The following is a 13,262-nucleotide window of genomic DNA, read 5'->3' on the forward strand; positions in this document are numbered from 1 at the left end:
TTATTATTTAGTCACGGTAAATTTTTGTTAAATCTTGATAATGATCAATTCTACGGTCGCGTAAATACGGCCAGATACGTCTTACGTTCTCGCTACGTTTTTGATCAAGTTTTACCATTAATATTTGTTCATTTTGGTTATCAGCCTCTGCCAACATTTCGCCTTGAGGACCTGCAATAAAAGAGTTGCCCCAAAATTGAATGCCGTCACTTTGACCGCTCGGATCGCTTTCATGACCAACTCGATTACAACTAATTACCGGAACGCCATTAGCAACCGCATGCGCTCGTTGTGAAATAACCCAAGCATCTTTTTGGCGGGTTTGCTCGTCTTTATCGTCGCGTGGATCCCAGCCAATAGCTGTCGGGTAGATTAAAAGTTCAGCACCGGCCATTGCCATTAAACGCGCGGCTTCAGGAAACCATTGATCCCAACACACCAGTACGCCAAGCTTACCGACTGAGGTTTGAATAGGCTCAAAGCCTAAGTCCCCGGGAGTAAAGTAAAATTTTTCATAAAACCCTGGGTCGTCTGGAATATGCATTTTACGGTATTTACCTGCAATGCTGCCGTCTTTTTCAAGCACCACGGCGGTATTGTGATAAAGACCCGTAGCACGTTTCTCAAATAATGAAGCTACAATAACAATACCGAGCTCTTTTGCGAGTTCGCCTAAAGTGTTGCTACTTGGGCCTGGTATTGTTTCGGCCAAATCAAATACATCAACGTCTTCGGTTTGGCAAAAATATAAACTGCGGTGTAACTCTTGTAATACAACAAGTTGCGCGCCTTTACTAGCTGCATCGCGAATGCCCGCAATTGACTTTTCAATATTATGTTCAGCGTTGTCACTGTTGCTTTGTTGCACTAAGGCAACTGATAAATGTGCAGGGCTTGTCATTGTGCTGCTCCAGCTAAAAATCCACGAGGTAATTGCATTGTAATGCAGTGAAGACTGCCAAATTGCTCAATAATAGGTAAACAATTTACACCAATAATTGTGTGCTCTGGGTATGCTTTTTGAACTTGTGTTAAAGCACGTTGGTCGTTTACATCGTCATAAATAGGCACTAATACCGCGTTATTTATAATTAAGTAATTTGCATAGGTGGCAGGTAGACGCGTCTTTTCATCGTCATACACGGCTTTTGGCCACGGTAACTCAATTAGCTTATATGGGGTGTTATCAGCAGTTTTAAAGCTTTGTAGTTGTTTTTCCATGGCATCTAGCGCGCTAAAATGCTCATCGCTTTTATCGTCACATTTTACATACACAAGGGTGTTGTTAGGTGCAAAGCGAACAAGCGTATCAATGTGGCTATCGGTGTCGTCACCGGCTAAATAACCATGATCAACCCATAAAAAATCAGTTGCCCCTAAGTGCGCTTTTAAAAGTACTTCTATGTCACTTGGGTTTAAATCAGGGTTACGGTTTTTATTCAGTAAACATTCGCTGGTTGTTAGCAATACACCGTGTTCATTAATTTCAATACCACCGCCTTCAAGCACCATATCGAGGGCTTGATACTGGTTACTTGTATTACTTAGCTGTTTAACTAATGTGTGGTTTATTTGATTATCAAGGGCGCTTTCAAACTTATTACCCCAGCCATTAAAGGTAAAGTCGAAGACTTTTAATTGATCTGGCTTTTCTATAGCGCTGCACGTAAGTGGGCCATGGTCACGCGCCCACGTGTCGTTAGTAGGAGTAACAACAAAATATACACGGGTTTGCTCAATACCAGCATCATTTAGTAATGAACTAATGTGGGTTTTTAATGCCTCATCATGAGCTACAATCACTAAGGCTTGTTGCGCGGTAATATGTTTTGCAAGTTCAATATAAACGGGTTCAACACGCGCTAAATTATCAGCCCAATCGGTATTTTTATGAGGCCATGTAAGCATAACAGCATCTTGCTCGGCCCATTCAGGTAGAAGTCTAAAGTTCATGGATTTTTAATACAAATAAAGATGGGGCTAGTTTAGCAGTTCAATTACAGCTAAGTCACTTTTAAATAAACGTTTGAACTACAATTTAAAGCGATTTAAACCAGTAAATAAACACTCGTGTTACTCGTTTGAACTCTCTTTCGCTTTTTCAAGTTGTTGGCGCTTTTTAAGTTGGCGTGTTTGCGCATGTAAACTGGCTCTAACAACCAACTCTTGATCACTGTCTCTTATTGATACGAATAGCAGGGTATACTGGTAATGCTCATTGTCTTGTTTTTCTATAGCAACAACTTCGCTATAACAATACACCGCAGAGGCTTCATGCTGTAAAAACAGTTTGGTACGAAATTTCTGACCTAATGTGTACAAATGTTCACTGGTAAACTTAATTCCGCCGCCGCCATAACTATCGCAATAAATTGAGTTATCTTCAGGTTGTTCTGAAGCTAAAATATGGCTCATGATCAAATCTATCTTACGCGACTGGGCTTGTAAAAACGTCGTCAGTTCTTGGGCAATATCTCCTAAATTACGCAAAGGACCCAAAGCACTTTGATCTAAACTACTGACTTCGTTAGCAAGTTTAAATAAAGGCGGAATATCTGCGTCTAGTTCAGCCAAACTTTTTGGTACCACTGCGTCATCTACGGCAAATAGATTGACGCGATTGCTCTCTTCGATTTGAAAGTAAAGCTCAAAATCAGCTAATTTTTGATTATTCATTTTTAACTCCTAGCCTCTATCCGTTAATAGTAGCGTTGCGGTTATTAAATTACTACACAGCAACCCAATAAAAATTAAGCTAAATAAGGGTTTGGCTTCACTATAAAAACGCTAGGGGTGCTACTTTTTATACAGCCATAATGATTAAGAACATAATAAATATTAATACATTTATACTGAGTGCGTATATTCGCAACTAATAAATAACCAATAATTAACAAAATGCCTTGTAATTAACCATAAAACTCGTAATCTTACCGTAATAATAATAACAAGGGACTACCCACGTGGCTCGAGGAATTAAATTAGCCAGTACATTCTCAGATATATCCACGCAACTGCGGCGCTTTGTGTCTAAAATTGTGTTACCTGACGATGTTGATGATATTGTTCAAGAAACCTTTGTTAAAAGTTATGAAGCAGAGCTAAAACAAGATATTCAATACACCCGCAGTTATATGTTGAAAACAGCTAAACATCTCGCCCTAAATCATATAGCTAAATGGGATAATAAATTTAGTACTCCTTTAAATCACGAAACTGAACTTCCTAAATTGCTAAAATCGATGCAATTAGAAGATGAATATACCTCCAAAGAACGTTTTTTACTATTTTGTCGTGCTACTGAGCAACTAAGCCCTGTAGTGAGAAAATGTTTTATATTAAAAAAAGTATATGGGATGAGCCAAAAAGAGATCGCACAGCAAATGCAGCTAAGTCAAAGTACGGTAGAAAAGCATATTGCTAAAGGATTATTAAACACCATGCTATATATGCGCGACGAAGCGCACGATGAGAATTGCCAACAAAGTGCGAGCATAGTGAGGGCTGTAAAATGAGTAACATCCATCAATTTACATCAAAAGAGTTAATCTTAGAAAAAGCATCGCAATGGATAAGCGCGATTGATCGTGGCTTAAGTACACAAGAGCAAGAGCAATTTAAACTGTGGATGCTACAAAGCACGGCTCATCAGAATGCGGTATATGAATTAGCACAACTGTGGGATGACTTAAGTGTGCTTAACGAGCTCAGCGTATTATTTCCTAATAAGCACTCAGCTGGCATTCAAACCAAGCCTGCTTATGTATACGGTATTGCGGCAAGTGTTGTTGCAGCCTTAATGATGTGTAGCTACTTTTTGCTAAACATGCAGAGCAACTTTAACCAAGATCTCGCTAAAGTAAATTACACAAAAATTTATAAAACAAAGGTTGGCGAGCAAGCAACCTATGTTTTACCAGATGGCACCATAGTTCAGCTTAATACCAATAGTTCACTAGAAGTCGCTTATAGCCAAGGACGCAGACAGTTATTACTAAGTCGTGGAGAAGGGCGTTTTAATGTAGCTAAAGATGCATCACGCCCGTTTAGTGTTATGGCGGGGGATAAAAGCTTTACCGCGCTTGGTACAGTATTCAACGTGCAGCGCAATACCTCATCTGATCTTGAATTGGTAGTTACTGAAGGTAAAGTAATGATCACCGACCCTAGTGTTGCTGTTAATGCTGACGATTTTAAAGCGTATCAACAAGCTGATAACAGCAACCAAGATATTCGCCAAATCAATGCCAACATTGTGATTTCTGGTGAAAAAGCCATTATTGAACAAAGCGTTACCAAACCAATCACACAGTTATCGGTTGATGATGTACAACGTGATTTAGCTTGGCAAAATGGCATGTTGATATTTAATGGCGAAAAGTTAGTTGATGCCTTAAACGAGGTTAGCCGTTATACCGCCACTCGGTTTGAATTATCATCTGATGAATTAGCGCGCATTAAAGTGGCAGGCGTTTTTAAAGCGGGTGATGTTGCAGGGCTTTTAGAGAGCCTACAAAATAACTTTTCAATTGAACATGAGCGTTTAGGCGAGCATGTTGTTAGTTTAAAATATCAAAAAAAATCATAGGTAATGGTAATGAAAATCACGCCATTGTTAATCAATGTTACTCATAAGGGTGTAAAAAGTAATTTAAAGATTAAAAAAATGATAAAAACCTATAGAGGATTTTTGTTTGCTAACTGTTTATATAAGTTGCGCAGTAACCATACGTGTTATTTAAGTCCGCTGGGACTCGTTGCACCGCTGTTTTTTAGTATCAGTGTGCATGCGAGTCAAACTGAGGGACAAATGATGCAGTTTGATATAAAAGCGCAACGAGCAGACAAAGCCTTAATAGAATTTGCTAAGCAAACTGAACAAACAGTGGTTTTTTCGTATGAGCTTGCTAAACAGTTCGAGGCAAATTCATTATATGGATTTTATTCTCAACTCGATGCGTTAAACGCATTGTTAGCTGAGACTGAGCTCGATGCGGTTGTTGATCAAAATGGTTTACTGAGTATTAAACTCAAACAAATCAATAGGAAGAATAACAACATGATGAAGCTTTCAGGAGTTAGTGCTGCCGTATTACCTGCTTTACTTGCAGTTAATTCACAAGGAATAAATGCCGCTGAACAAAGCGCAGAAAAAAACATCGAAAAAATTGCTATTGTAGGTAGTCGTGTCGCAGGACGTTCAGTTGAAGACTTACCTGTCCCCGTTGATATTTTAAGTGCAGAAGCACTCGAAAACACCGGCCAAACAGAAGTTGGCCGCATGCTTCAAGCTATCGCACCTTCTTTTAACTTTTCAAGTTCATCTATTAGTGATGGTACTGATGCATTAAGACCTGCAACGTTACGTGGCCTTGGCCCTGACCAAACATTGGTATTGATCAATGGTAAGCGTCGCCACCAAGCAAGTATTATTCATATTAATACCTCGGTTGGTCGTGGTACTGCGGGTACTGACATGAATGCGATTCCAGCCTCAGCAATTAAACGTATTGAAGTGCTTCGCGATGGCGCTGCAGCTCAATATGGTTCGGATGCAATTGCCGGTGTTATTAATATCGTGCTAAAAGATGGCAGCGAAGGTGGTAAAGCGGCCGTTAACTACGGTGAGTATTCAGAAGGTGATGGCGAAACCGTTAATATTGACTTTAATAAAGGCTTTGCTTTAGGTGATAACGGTTATTTAAATACAACTATTAACTACCGTGACCGAGCACCGACTAACCGTGCAGGCCTTCATGGTTCATGTCAGTTTTATGGCTGTACTGAACTTTCTGATGGCACCTTGCTTGCAGGTGATCCACGCGAATTAACCGCACCACGTGATACATTCAGAATTGGTGATGCTGATTCTCAACAATTTGGTTTAACAGTTAACACCGGCTACGAATTAGGAGCGGGTGAACTATACGGTTTTATTACCTATTCAACTCGTGATAACGAATCAGCGGCATTTTTCCGTCATAATGCCAATGCAGGTGGTAATCCGGTACTTCAAGATGGCGATGCAACTATCCCAGCTGGCTTCTTACCTAAAATAAATACCACGATTGATGATATTTCCTATAACTTTGGTTATAAAACTGAATTTGATAACGACTCAAGCTTAGATTTATCGTACACCTATGGTGAAAACAGTATTGACTACACGACCAGCGATACTATTAACGGCTCTTACGCGAATTTTTTACGTTATGACCAAGGCCTAAGTGCAGCAGATATTCGCGCCACGATTCCCCGTCAAGGTTACGCTTATGGCATGGAGCTATCACTGCAAACGATCAATCTTGATTTTACTCAAAATTTTGATGACTACTCGTTAGCAATGGGTGCTGAAATTCGTACCGATGAGTACCGAATTTTAGAGGGTAGTGAATATGCATATCGTGATTACGATACCAACAATGGTGTTAATATTTACGATGGACTAAGCGGTGGTATTGGCAGCGAAAACGCATCCGGTGGCACACAAGGCTTTGGTGGTTCATCGCCAGCATCTTCGGTTGATGAGTCGCGTGATGTGATCTCATTTTACTTAGATGCTGAAGCTTACGTTATTGAAGATGTGATTATCTCAGGGGCGTTACGTTACGACAATTACAAAGGGTTTGGCGATACAGTTAACTTTAAACTAGCCGGTAACTGGTCAGTAACTGAAGATATTTCACTTCGTGGTGCGCTAAGCTCAGGCTTTAGAGCACCTTCAATGCAACAGTTGTATTTTAACAACATCAGCACACAGTTTGTTGTAGGCCCTAATGGCAATTTAGTGGCTGAAGAAGTAGGGACCTTTAGAAACGATTCAACCCTTGCCCAAAGTTTAGGTATTCCTAAGCTCACAGAAGAGAAATCTCAAAACCGCAGTTTAGGTATCGTTTATAACGTAAGCGATAATATTAATGTAACCCTAGATTACTACTCAATCGATATTGACGACCGTATTGTAATCAGTAATCGCTTAGGTAAAGGCTTATCAAGCAGCCTTGATGCCGCGTTATTAAGCTCGGGTGCAGGTGCAGGGCAGTTTTTCTTAAATGGCGCTGACACTGAGACACAAGGTATCGACTTTGTTGCTACGTGGAATACAGAAGGCCTAGGCGGCACGCTTGATTTCACGCTAGCGGCTAACTTTACAGAAACCGATGTCGTGTCGTTATTTACACCAGCAGGTTCTGGTCTTGAAACCGTGCCAGTCGATGATGTGTTTTCTGATCAAGAAATTTCTATTATTGAAGAATGGCAACCAGAAGATCGAATTAACTTAAGTGCACTTTATCGTCGCGACGACTGGACCGTAAACCTATCGCTTAATCGCTTTGGTGAATATACAGTGGAAGATGGCGGCCGCCAGACTTATGGTGCTGAAATTTTAACTGACATCAAAGTAAATTACTTTGTGACCGACGATTTATCAGTAAATATTGGCGCAAATAACTTATTTGATGTTTACCCGGATGAAAACACCATAGGTAATTCACGTTCAGGCACAATTGTAGATGCTCAAGGTAACACCATTGTCAGCAGCGATGGTGTATTTAAGTACTCACGTCGTTCAGCGCCATTTGGTTTTAACGGTGCTTACTACTACGTAGGTGCAGAGTACCGCTTTTAATAACTCTCCTATTGTTATTTAACAACCAAAGGGCCGTAAGGCCCTTTTATCGTTTTTATGGTTACAGTGTTTATAGTGTCATAAAAACTTCACTGTTTTTAGTTTATGAAATCTTCAATAATAACTGGACTAGACCAGATTGAGTGAAATAAATTATGAACAATTATTTGCTATTAACGCCCGGCCCATTAACGACCTCTAATACTGTTAAGCAGGCGATGCTTAAAGACTGGTGTACTTGGGATGATGATTATAATCGCGACATAGTGCAAACAATACGTAATAAATTAGTATCGCTTGCGACATCACAACCTAATTATACTAGTGTATTAATGCAAGGCAGTGGCACTGCCAGTGTAGAGTCAGCGCTTGGCAGTCTTATTCCAAAAACGGGTAAGTTACTTGTTATTAATAATGGGGCATACGGGAAGCGTATTGCTGAAATTGCCGACTATTTAGTAATTGACTGTCATGTTTTAAATTATACAGAAACGGAACTGCCAAACCTTGATGAGATTGATACTATTTTAAAAAATAATTCAGGTATTACTCACATTGCAATGGTCCATTGTGAAACGACCACAGGTATACTCAATCCTATTGAAGAGGTTGGCTCACTAGCTAAAAAGTATCAAAAGGTATTTATTGTTGATGCTATGAGCAGTTTTGGCGGTATTGAGTTCGACCTAGCACAGTGGCATATAGATGTAATGATCAGCTCTGCAAATAAATGCATTCAAGGTGTCCCTGGCTTTGGCTTTGTGGTATGTAAGCAAAGTATTATTGAGCAAAGTGAAGGCATTGCGCGCTCCTTGTCATTGGATTTATATCAGCAATGGTTATGTATGGAGCAACACCATGGTAAATGGCGTTTTACCTCGCCAACTCATGTTGTGCGTGCATTTTATCAAGCCCTGCAAGAGTTAGATGAGGAAGGAGGAATAGCAGAGCGCTTTAAGCGTTACTCGCAAAACCAAAAGACTTTGGTAGCTGGTATGAAAGCGTTAGGGTTTGTACCTTTACTGAATGAGGAAGTTCATTCCCCCATCATTACCTCATTCTTGTCGCCTAGCGAAGAGCATTATGATTTTAAATCTTTTTATAGTGCGTTAAAGCAAGAAGGTTTTGTTATTTACCCTGGTAAAGTTTCTAACGCCGATTGCTTTCGCATAGGTAATATTGGTGAAGTAGATGAGGCCGATATACAGCGTTTGCTTGATGCTGTGGCAAAAAACCAATATTGGAAAGCTTAAAGCTAATTTCACCCGTGCAAGCGGTGCTTAATTTTCATTAAACACCGCTTTTTTATTGGCCATCAACCACCATTTCAATGGCATTATGCAACCAGTACTCAATGTTATAATCAACTAACAAACCATGCTCATCAAATCGCTTTCGAATAACGTGTAAGCAGGGTGTACCGCTATTTTTTTCAAGTAGATGACTCACTTCATCAGGTAATACCGTGACATTTATTATGCTTTGCTCTTTAACGATATTCGTTGCGTACTGTTTTGCCATAATATCGGTTATAGAGGTATCTAAGGGGTGTGAGTGAAAATCAGCAAAGCGTTTAGCATCACAATAAATATGCTCAAACATTACGGCGCGATTATCTAGACTACGTATACGTTGAAGATGATAAAGCGTTTGGGCATCTAACGCTCGGCAAATTTCAAGCTTTGCCTGCTGTTGTACACTCACGAGTGTCGTTTGTGCAACAAACCCTTGTTGTTTTGCCAATTCATAAAAATTGACTTTAGTAGCAGGGTGCCACTTTAATCTTTTTGGGGTGACAAACCAGCCTTTACGTTTTTGACTGAATATTAGGCCTTCAGCTTCCAACCTCAGAAGCGCTTCGCGTACAGTAATTCGGGTAGAACTAAACTTTTGTTGTAATTCTCGCTCTGAAGGCAACTTATGACCCGCTGCAATCACGTCGGTTTTTAGTAGCGCATGAATATAATTACGGATCTCTTGATATAAAAGCATCGTTTGATTATTTATCCTAAAAAATATAATAGCTTAGCTGAGTATAATATGACTTATATTGTTTATGGTGAGTATTATATTCAGCTAGTTTATGAATCGACTTTAGCAGCATTGCCACTTAATTTAGCCAAAAAATTATCAATACTGCGAACTGCTGCATTACTATCTTCTGCGGCCTCTTTACGTCTTATTGCATTACGTACTAAATATGCACCTGCTGTTCGGATGGGTTCAATAGGAAACTGATTTAGTGATTGATTAACTAAGCCACAGTTTTGCCACTTAGGATCATTATTGAGTACCATTGCACAGAGAATTTTTGCACCCAAATAAGATTGTACAATGCCATTGCCAGAGTAGCCACCTGCGTAAAATACATTTTTTTGATTGTTAAGCTGACCAAAGAATGGAAAGCCAGAAACGCTGCGATCGGAAGCGCCCGTCCACGTTCGTTCTATGGGTAAGTGATGCCTTTCAAAGAAATAATTGAGTGATGATTTTAAAATATCATCATAGCTGCTCGGCAAATCAAACTTTGGATGCACCTTATTACAATAACTAAAAAAGTTTCCTCCTTTACCTAACATTAACCGCCCGTCACTGGTGGTCCGGTAGTAATTAACAAACAGACGAGAGTCAATAATAGCACTGCCGTGATTTAAATTTAGTTGCTCTAAAACTTCTGGGATTGGCTTAGTGATGACCATGTCACTAGAAACCAGTACAACAGAGCGAGAAAATACTTTATGTAAACTAGGTAGCCACGCATTAACCGCAAAAATAACTGTATTGGATAATAGGTTCCCCTGACTTGTATGTACGGTTATTTGTTGATCGCCAAAGTGTTGCATATATTCACATTGCTCTATTATTGTCACTCCAAGCTGTTGCGCGACTCGCTTTAATCCTCTGACGAGCTTCGCTGGTTGTACACTGCCACCATGTGCAGAAAAATGAGCAGTGAGGTTTTGCTTTGAACCGGTTTGTTGTAATTGTTGAGTGTCACAAGAATGCCACGAATTAATTTTAAATTTATCTAAGTAATCAAGCGCGTTACTTAGTCGCCCAATTTGACTCGTGTTGGAGGCTGTATAAAAGCATCCATCAATTCGACAATCACAATCAATAGCATAAGTTAGCGTAAAACGCTTAATATCATGGACGGTTTGCTCAGATTGTTGTACTAAAAAAAGGGCGTTTTCTAATCCTACTAATTTAATCAGACTGGGTAATTTAGTCGACCATGTTAACATCGCACCGCCATTACGGCCCGATGCGCCCTGGCCACACAACCCTTGTTCAATAATAGTCACTTTTTTTTGGGGCTGCTGTTGCTTGATTTGAATGGCGGTCCAAAGTCCTGTAAACCCCCCACCGATAATACAAATATCGGTGTGATGATTTTCAGGAAGTTGAGGAAGAAGTCTATCGGCATCCTCCTCTTTTATGGCGTTATCAAACCAAAAAGGTTGATAACTCATTAAGGACGCTCTCCTCGAGCGAGTTTTGCTTCAATTTGCATTAAAACAGGTTCAATATCAGCTAAAGAGTCAATCACAAAGTGAGCACCTGCTTGATATAAATGCTGGTATGCTTGACGGGTTAAAACGGCTTGTTCATCGTTTGAGCACGCTGCCCATTCTTGTTCGGTTAAACCGACAGCATTACCACTTAGGGCAACACCAACAGTCCACATTCCTGCATTTAACCCTTCAGCGATGCCAGGTGCTGAATCGTCAACTTTTACACAGTTCGCAACACGTTGAATGCCTAGTGCATTCACGTTTTCAAGTGCCATCCATGGCCCTGGGCGAGAGCCAGCCGTTAGTTCATCACTACCAACGCTATGATCGGGTTGGTAACCATATTCAGCGGCAGCCACTTCAAGCACGTCCATCACTTGGCGAGGATAGCCTGAACAGCTGCCAATTTTAATACCTTGCTGTTTTAAACGCGCTATTACGGGTAATACGCCAGCAATAGGCATAGCACGATCTGCGACTTTAGCTTTTTGTAATGGCATAAAGGTATTGTAAATATGATCTATTTGCTCATGAGTCATTGAGCAGCCAAATTGTGCCTGCCAACGAGATTCAATTTCCGGTAATTTACCTAGAGTTGCAATATGGTCCCATTTTCCCATGCCCATCGGAATACGCGCTTGCGCCAGCGTAATATCAAAATCAAACGCGGCTTTAAATGCCTCCACAAAAATAGTGGTTGGCGCTACAGAGCCATGGTCTACAACTGTGCCGGCCCAGTCTAAAATGAGTGCTTCTAAATGTTTCATATTTCTTCTCTTATATATGTAGGTGTAGATACAGGGTGTAACCTGCGAACTTGTTTGAAAGGGGATAAGCGCATTACAAAGTAGCTTAGTGAGCACAATACCAAGAATGCAGCGATACAGCCGATCCAGTAACAGGCGTTTATAAAAAAGTTAAGCCAACTAATCTCAGGCATCACAAAGGTGCGATAGAGTAAGATACTCACCGAGCCCAAATAACCAGCTGAGTCTGCTAAGTAAATTAAAAACCCGGCATTAGCGGTTGAGCCAACAGCAGAAATCATACGGTCAAATAAGAAGCAATTGTAGGGGATGTAACTAATATAAAGGCCAGCCCCAAGGAGCACCATCCATGCCTTAGCGTTTAGTAATTGGCTTTCAAACGCAACAGTACTGCCTACGAACAAGCAGGCACCAAACAAAATGAATCCGTGGTTAACATAAAAAGCAGTTTTATTATTTTTTACTAACACCATTGCACCAAGTGCAATCAAGACTATGAATGCCATTCGTATACCTGCATAGGCGAATATAGCTGGCTCTTGGCCATATCCCAGTGCTTGCCAAATTTCTGCGGCAAAGTTATCGCGAAAGTCACGAAAGCCAGTAAATAATAAGAAACTCAGAATTAAACAACTAATACCAAACCAGTATTGTTTGAAAAATTGCCAGCGGGCTCTACCATTCATAGGTAAGCGTTGTTGACGCGCCTGCTGATCCTCTGGTGTTGGATTGGGTAACAAGGTTAAACACTTAACACTAAGTAACAACAAGGGTAAAAATAACGCTCCGGTTGCGGCAGGCATCCACAGTTCCGGAACATTGAGATTATCTATCAGCCATTTACCGACACTGCGCACTAAACCTGACGCCAAAATAAAGGTGACACTGAGAATGGCACCGAGTATCTCAGAAGTTCGTCTGCCTTCTAAGAAACTAAATACAATACCCCAAATCATTCCCAACGATAAACCATTAAAAAATAGCCATACTACGTTGACTCCAACAGGGGTCACGGCAAATAAAATTAGCGATAATTCAGCTGCTGTAATCATACCAATGATGGCAAGACCCCGTTGTTGGTGCCGCATTTCTGCAATGACCTTAACACCAATAAATTTGGCGCATAAGTAGCCAAATACTTGTGCCAGTATGAGTGCTATTTTAAAGCTAATTTGCCAACTTGGATCGTCAAACTCTGTATAGCTGTTAGCTGTAAAGGGTTTACGAAATGCATACATACAAAAGTAAGTCATAAATGCAGCGCTTGCTGCAAATAGAACAAACCCAACACCGTGTGCACGATGTAGCCACTTTGATTGCGTAAACATAGGGTTATCCTTCGCGAGGCTT

The 13,262-nt window shown here is 40.4% G+C and carries 11 protein-coding genes; 4 read left to right on the plus strand and 7 right to left on the minus strand.

The genetic code is table 11. The annotated features are described in order from the left end of the window. Window positions 1–7: 7 nt before the first annotated feature. The 3 genes from AC0VZ5_RS06280 to AC0VZ5_RS06290 all read right to left on the minus strand — a co-directional run bounded on the left by AC0VZ5_RS06280 (window position 8) and on the right by AC0VZ5_RS06290 (window position 2,676). Window positions 8–901, minus strand: a complete 894-nt coding sequence (locus AC0VZ5_RS06280; protein WP_010389610.1) for a carbon-nitrogen hydrolase — start codon at window positions 899–901, stop codon at window positions 8–10. Next, on the minus strand, window positions 898–1,953 hold the full coding sequence (locus tag AC0VZ5_RS06285) for an agmatine deiminase family protein (RefSeq protein ID WP_475474593.1): 1,056 nt from the start codon (window positions 1,951–1,953) through the stop codon (window positions 898–900). Before AC0VZ5_RS06285 ends, AC0VZ5_RS06280 begins: the two co-directional genes overlap by 4 nt. Before the next feature lie 120 nt (window positions 1,954–2,073). Continuing rightward, on the minus strand, window positions 2,074–2,676 hold the full coding sequence (locus AC0VZ5_RS06290) for a PilZ domain-containing protein (protein WP_010389613.1): 603 nt from the start codon (window positions 2,674–2,676) through the stop codon (window positions 2,074–2,076). Window positions 2,677–2,963: 287 nt separating this feature from the next. On the opposite strand from AC0VZ5_RS06290, the gene AC0VZ5_RS06295 reads away from it, so the two are divergent. The 4 genes from AC0VZ5_RS06295 to phnW all read left to right on the plus strand — a co-directional run bounded on the left by AC0VZ5_RS06295 (window position 2,964) and on the right by phnW (window position 8,883). Next, window positions 2,964–3,515: an RNA polymerase sigma factor gene (locus AC0VZ5_RS06295; RefSeq protein WP_178955731.1), complete on the plus strand. Its 552-nt coding sequence runs from the start codon at window positions 2,964–2,966 to the stop codon at window positions 3,513–3,515. Next, window positions 3,512–4,588: a FecR family protein gene (locus tag AC0VZ5_RS06300; protein WP_178955733.1), complete on the plus strand. Its 1,077-nt coding sequence runs from the start codon at window positions 3,512–3,514 to the stop codon at window positions 4,586–4,588. Before AC0VZ5_RS06295 ends, AC0VZ5_RS06300 begins: the two co-directional genes overlap by 4 nt. 9 nt (window positions 4,589–4,597) lie before the next feature. Further along, window positions 4,598–7,630: a TonB-dependent receptor plug domain-containing protein gene (locus AC0VZ5_RS06305; protein WP_198522996.1), complete on the plus strand. Its 3,033-nt coding sequence runs from the start codon at window positions 4,598–4,600 to the stop codon at window positions 7,628–7,630. A 155-nt stretch (window positions 7,631–7,785) separates the two neighbouring features. Continuing rightward, window positions 7,786–8,883, plus strand: coding sequence for a 2-aminoethylphosphonate--pyruvate transaminase (gene phnW / locus AC0VZ5_RS06310; RefSeq protein WP_475474594.1), 1,098 nt, complete (start codon window positions 7,786–7,788; stop codon window positions 8,881–8,883). Between the two features lie 52 nt (window positions 8,884–8,935). Here the strand turns inward: phnW and AC0VZ5_RS06315 are convergent, their stop codons facing one another. The 4 genes from AC0VZ5_RS06315 to AC0VZ5_RS06330 form a co-directional block, all read right to left on the minus strand. Continuing rightward, entirely contained in the window at window positions 8,936–9,622 is a 687-nt protein-coding gene (locus tag AC0VZ5_RS06315) for a GntR family transcriptional regulator (RefSeq protein ID WP_138607013.1), read from the minus strand. 89 nt (window positions 9,623–9,711) lie between these two features. Beyond that, window positions 9,712–11,103: an FAD-dependent oxidoreductase gene (locus tag AC0VZ5_RS06320; RefSeq protein ID WP_198522999.1), complete on the minus strand. Its 1,392-nt coding sequence runs from the start codon at window positions 11,101–11,103 to the stop codon at window positions 9,712–9,714. After that, window positions 11,103–11,912: a phosphonoacetaldehyde hydrolase gene (gene phnX, locus AC0VZ5_RS06325; protein ID WP_198523000.1), complete on the minus strand. Its 810-nt coding sequence runs from the start codon at window positions 11,910–11,912 to the stop codon at window positions 11,103–11,105. Before phnX ends, AC0VZ5_RS06320 begins: the two co-directional genes overlap by 1 nt. After that, window positions 11,909–13,240 (minus strand): DUF5690 family protein, encoded by a 1,332-nt coding sequence (locus AC0VZ5_RS06330; protein ID WP_198523001.1) that lies wholly within the window; start codon window positions 13,238–13,240, stop codon window positions 11,909–11,911. Before AC0VZ5_RS06330 ends, phnX begins: the two co-directional genes overlap by 4 nt. Window positions 13,241–13,262: the final 22 nt, after the last annotated feature.

Source organism: Pseudoalteromonas sp. QJM3NY_12 (assembly GCF_056173165.1).

Bases quoted from the DNA above. Each gene is read 5' to 3' on its own strand.
- AC0VZ5_RS06280 (WP_010389610.1), bottom strand. From the start codon at position 901: ATGACAAGCCCTGCACATTTATCAGTTGCCTTAGTGCAACAAAGCAAC.
- AC0VZ5_RS06285 (WP_475474593.1), bottom strand. From the start codon at position 1,953: ATGAACTTTAGACTTCTACCTGAATGGGCCGAGCAAGATGCTGTTATG.
- AC0VZ5_RS06290 (WP_010389613.1), bottom strand. From the start codon at position 2,676: ATGAATAATCAAAAATTAGCTGATTTTGAGCTTTACTTTCAAATCGAA.
- AC0VZ5_RS06300 (WP_178955733.1), top strand. From the start codon at position 3,512: ATGAGTAACATCCATCAATTTACATCAAAAGAGTTAATCTTAGAAAAA.
- AC0VZ5_RS06305 (WP_198522996.1), top strand. From the start codon at position 4,598: ATGAAAATCACGCCATTGTTAATCAATGTTACTCATAAGGGTGTAAAA.
- phnW (WP_475474594.1), top strand. From the start codon at position 7,786: ATGAACAATTATTTGCTATTAACGCCCGGCCCATTAACGACCTCTAAT.
- AC0VZ5_RS06315 (WP_138607013.1), bottom strand. From the start codon at position 9,622: ATGCTTTTATATCAAGAGATCCGTAATTATATTCATGCGCTACTAAAA.
- AC0VZ5_RS06320 (WP_198522999.1), bottom strand. From the start codon at position 11,103: ATGAGTTATCAACCTTTTTGGTTTGATAACGCCATAAAAGAGGAGGAT.
- phnX (WP_198523000.1), bottom strand. From the start codon at position 11,912: ATGAAACATTTAGAAGCACTCATTTTAGACTGGGCCGGCACAGTTGTA.
- AC0VZ5_RS06330 (WP_198523001.1), bottom strand. From the start codon at position 13,240: ATGTTTACGCAATCAAAGTGGCTACATCGTGCACACGGTGTTGGGTTT.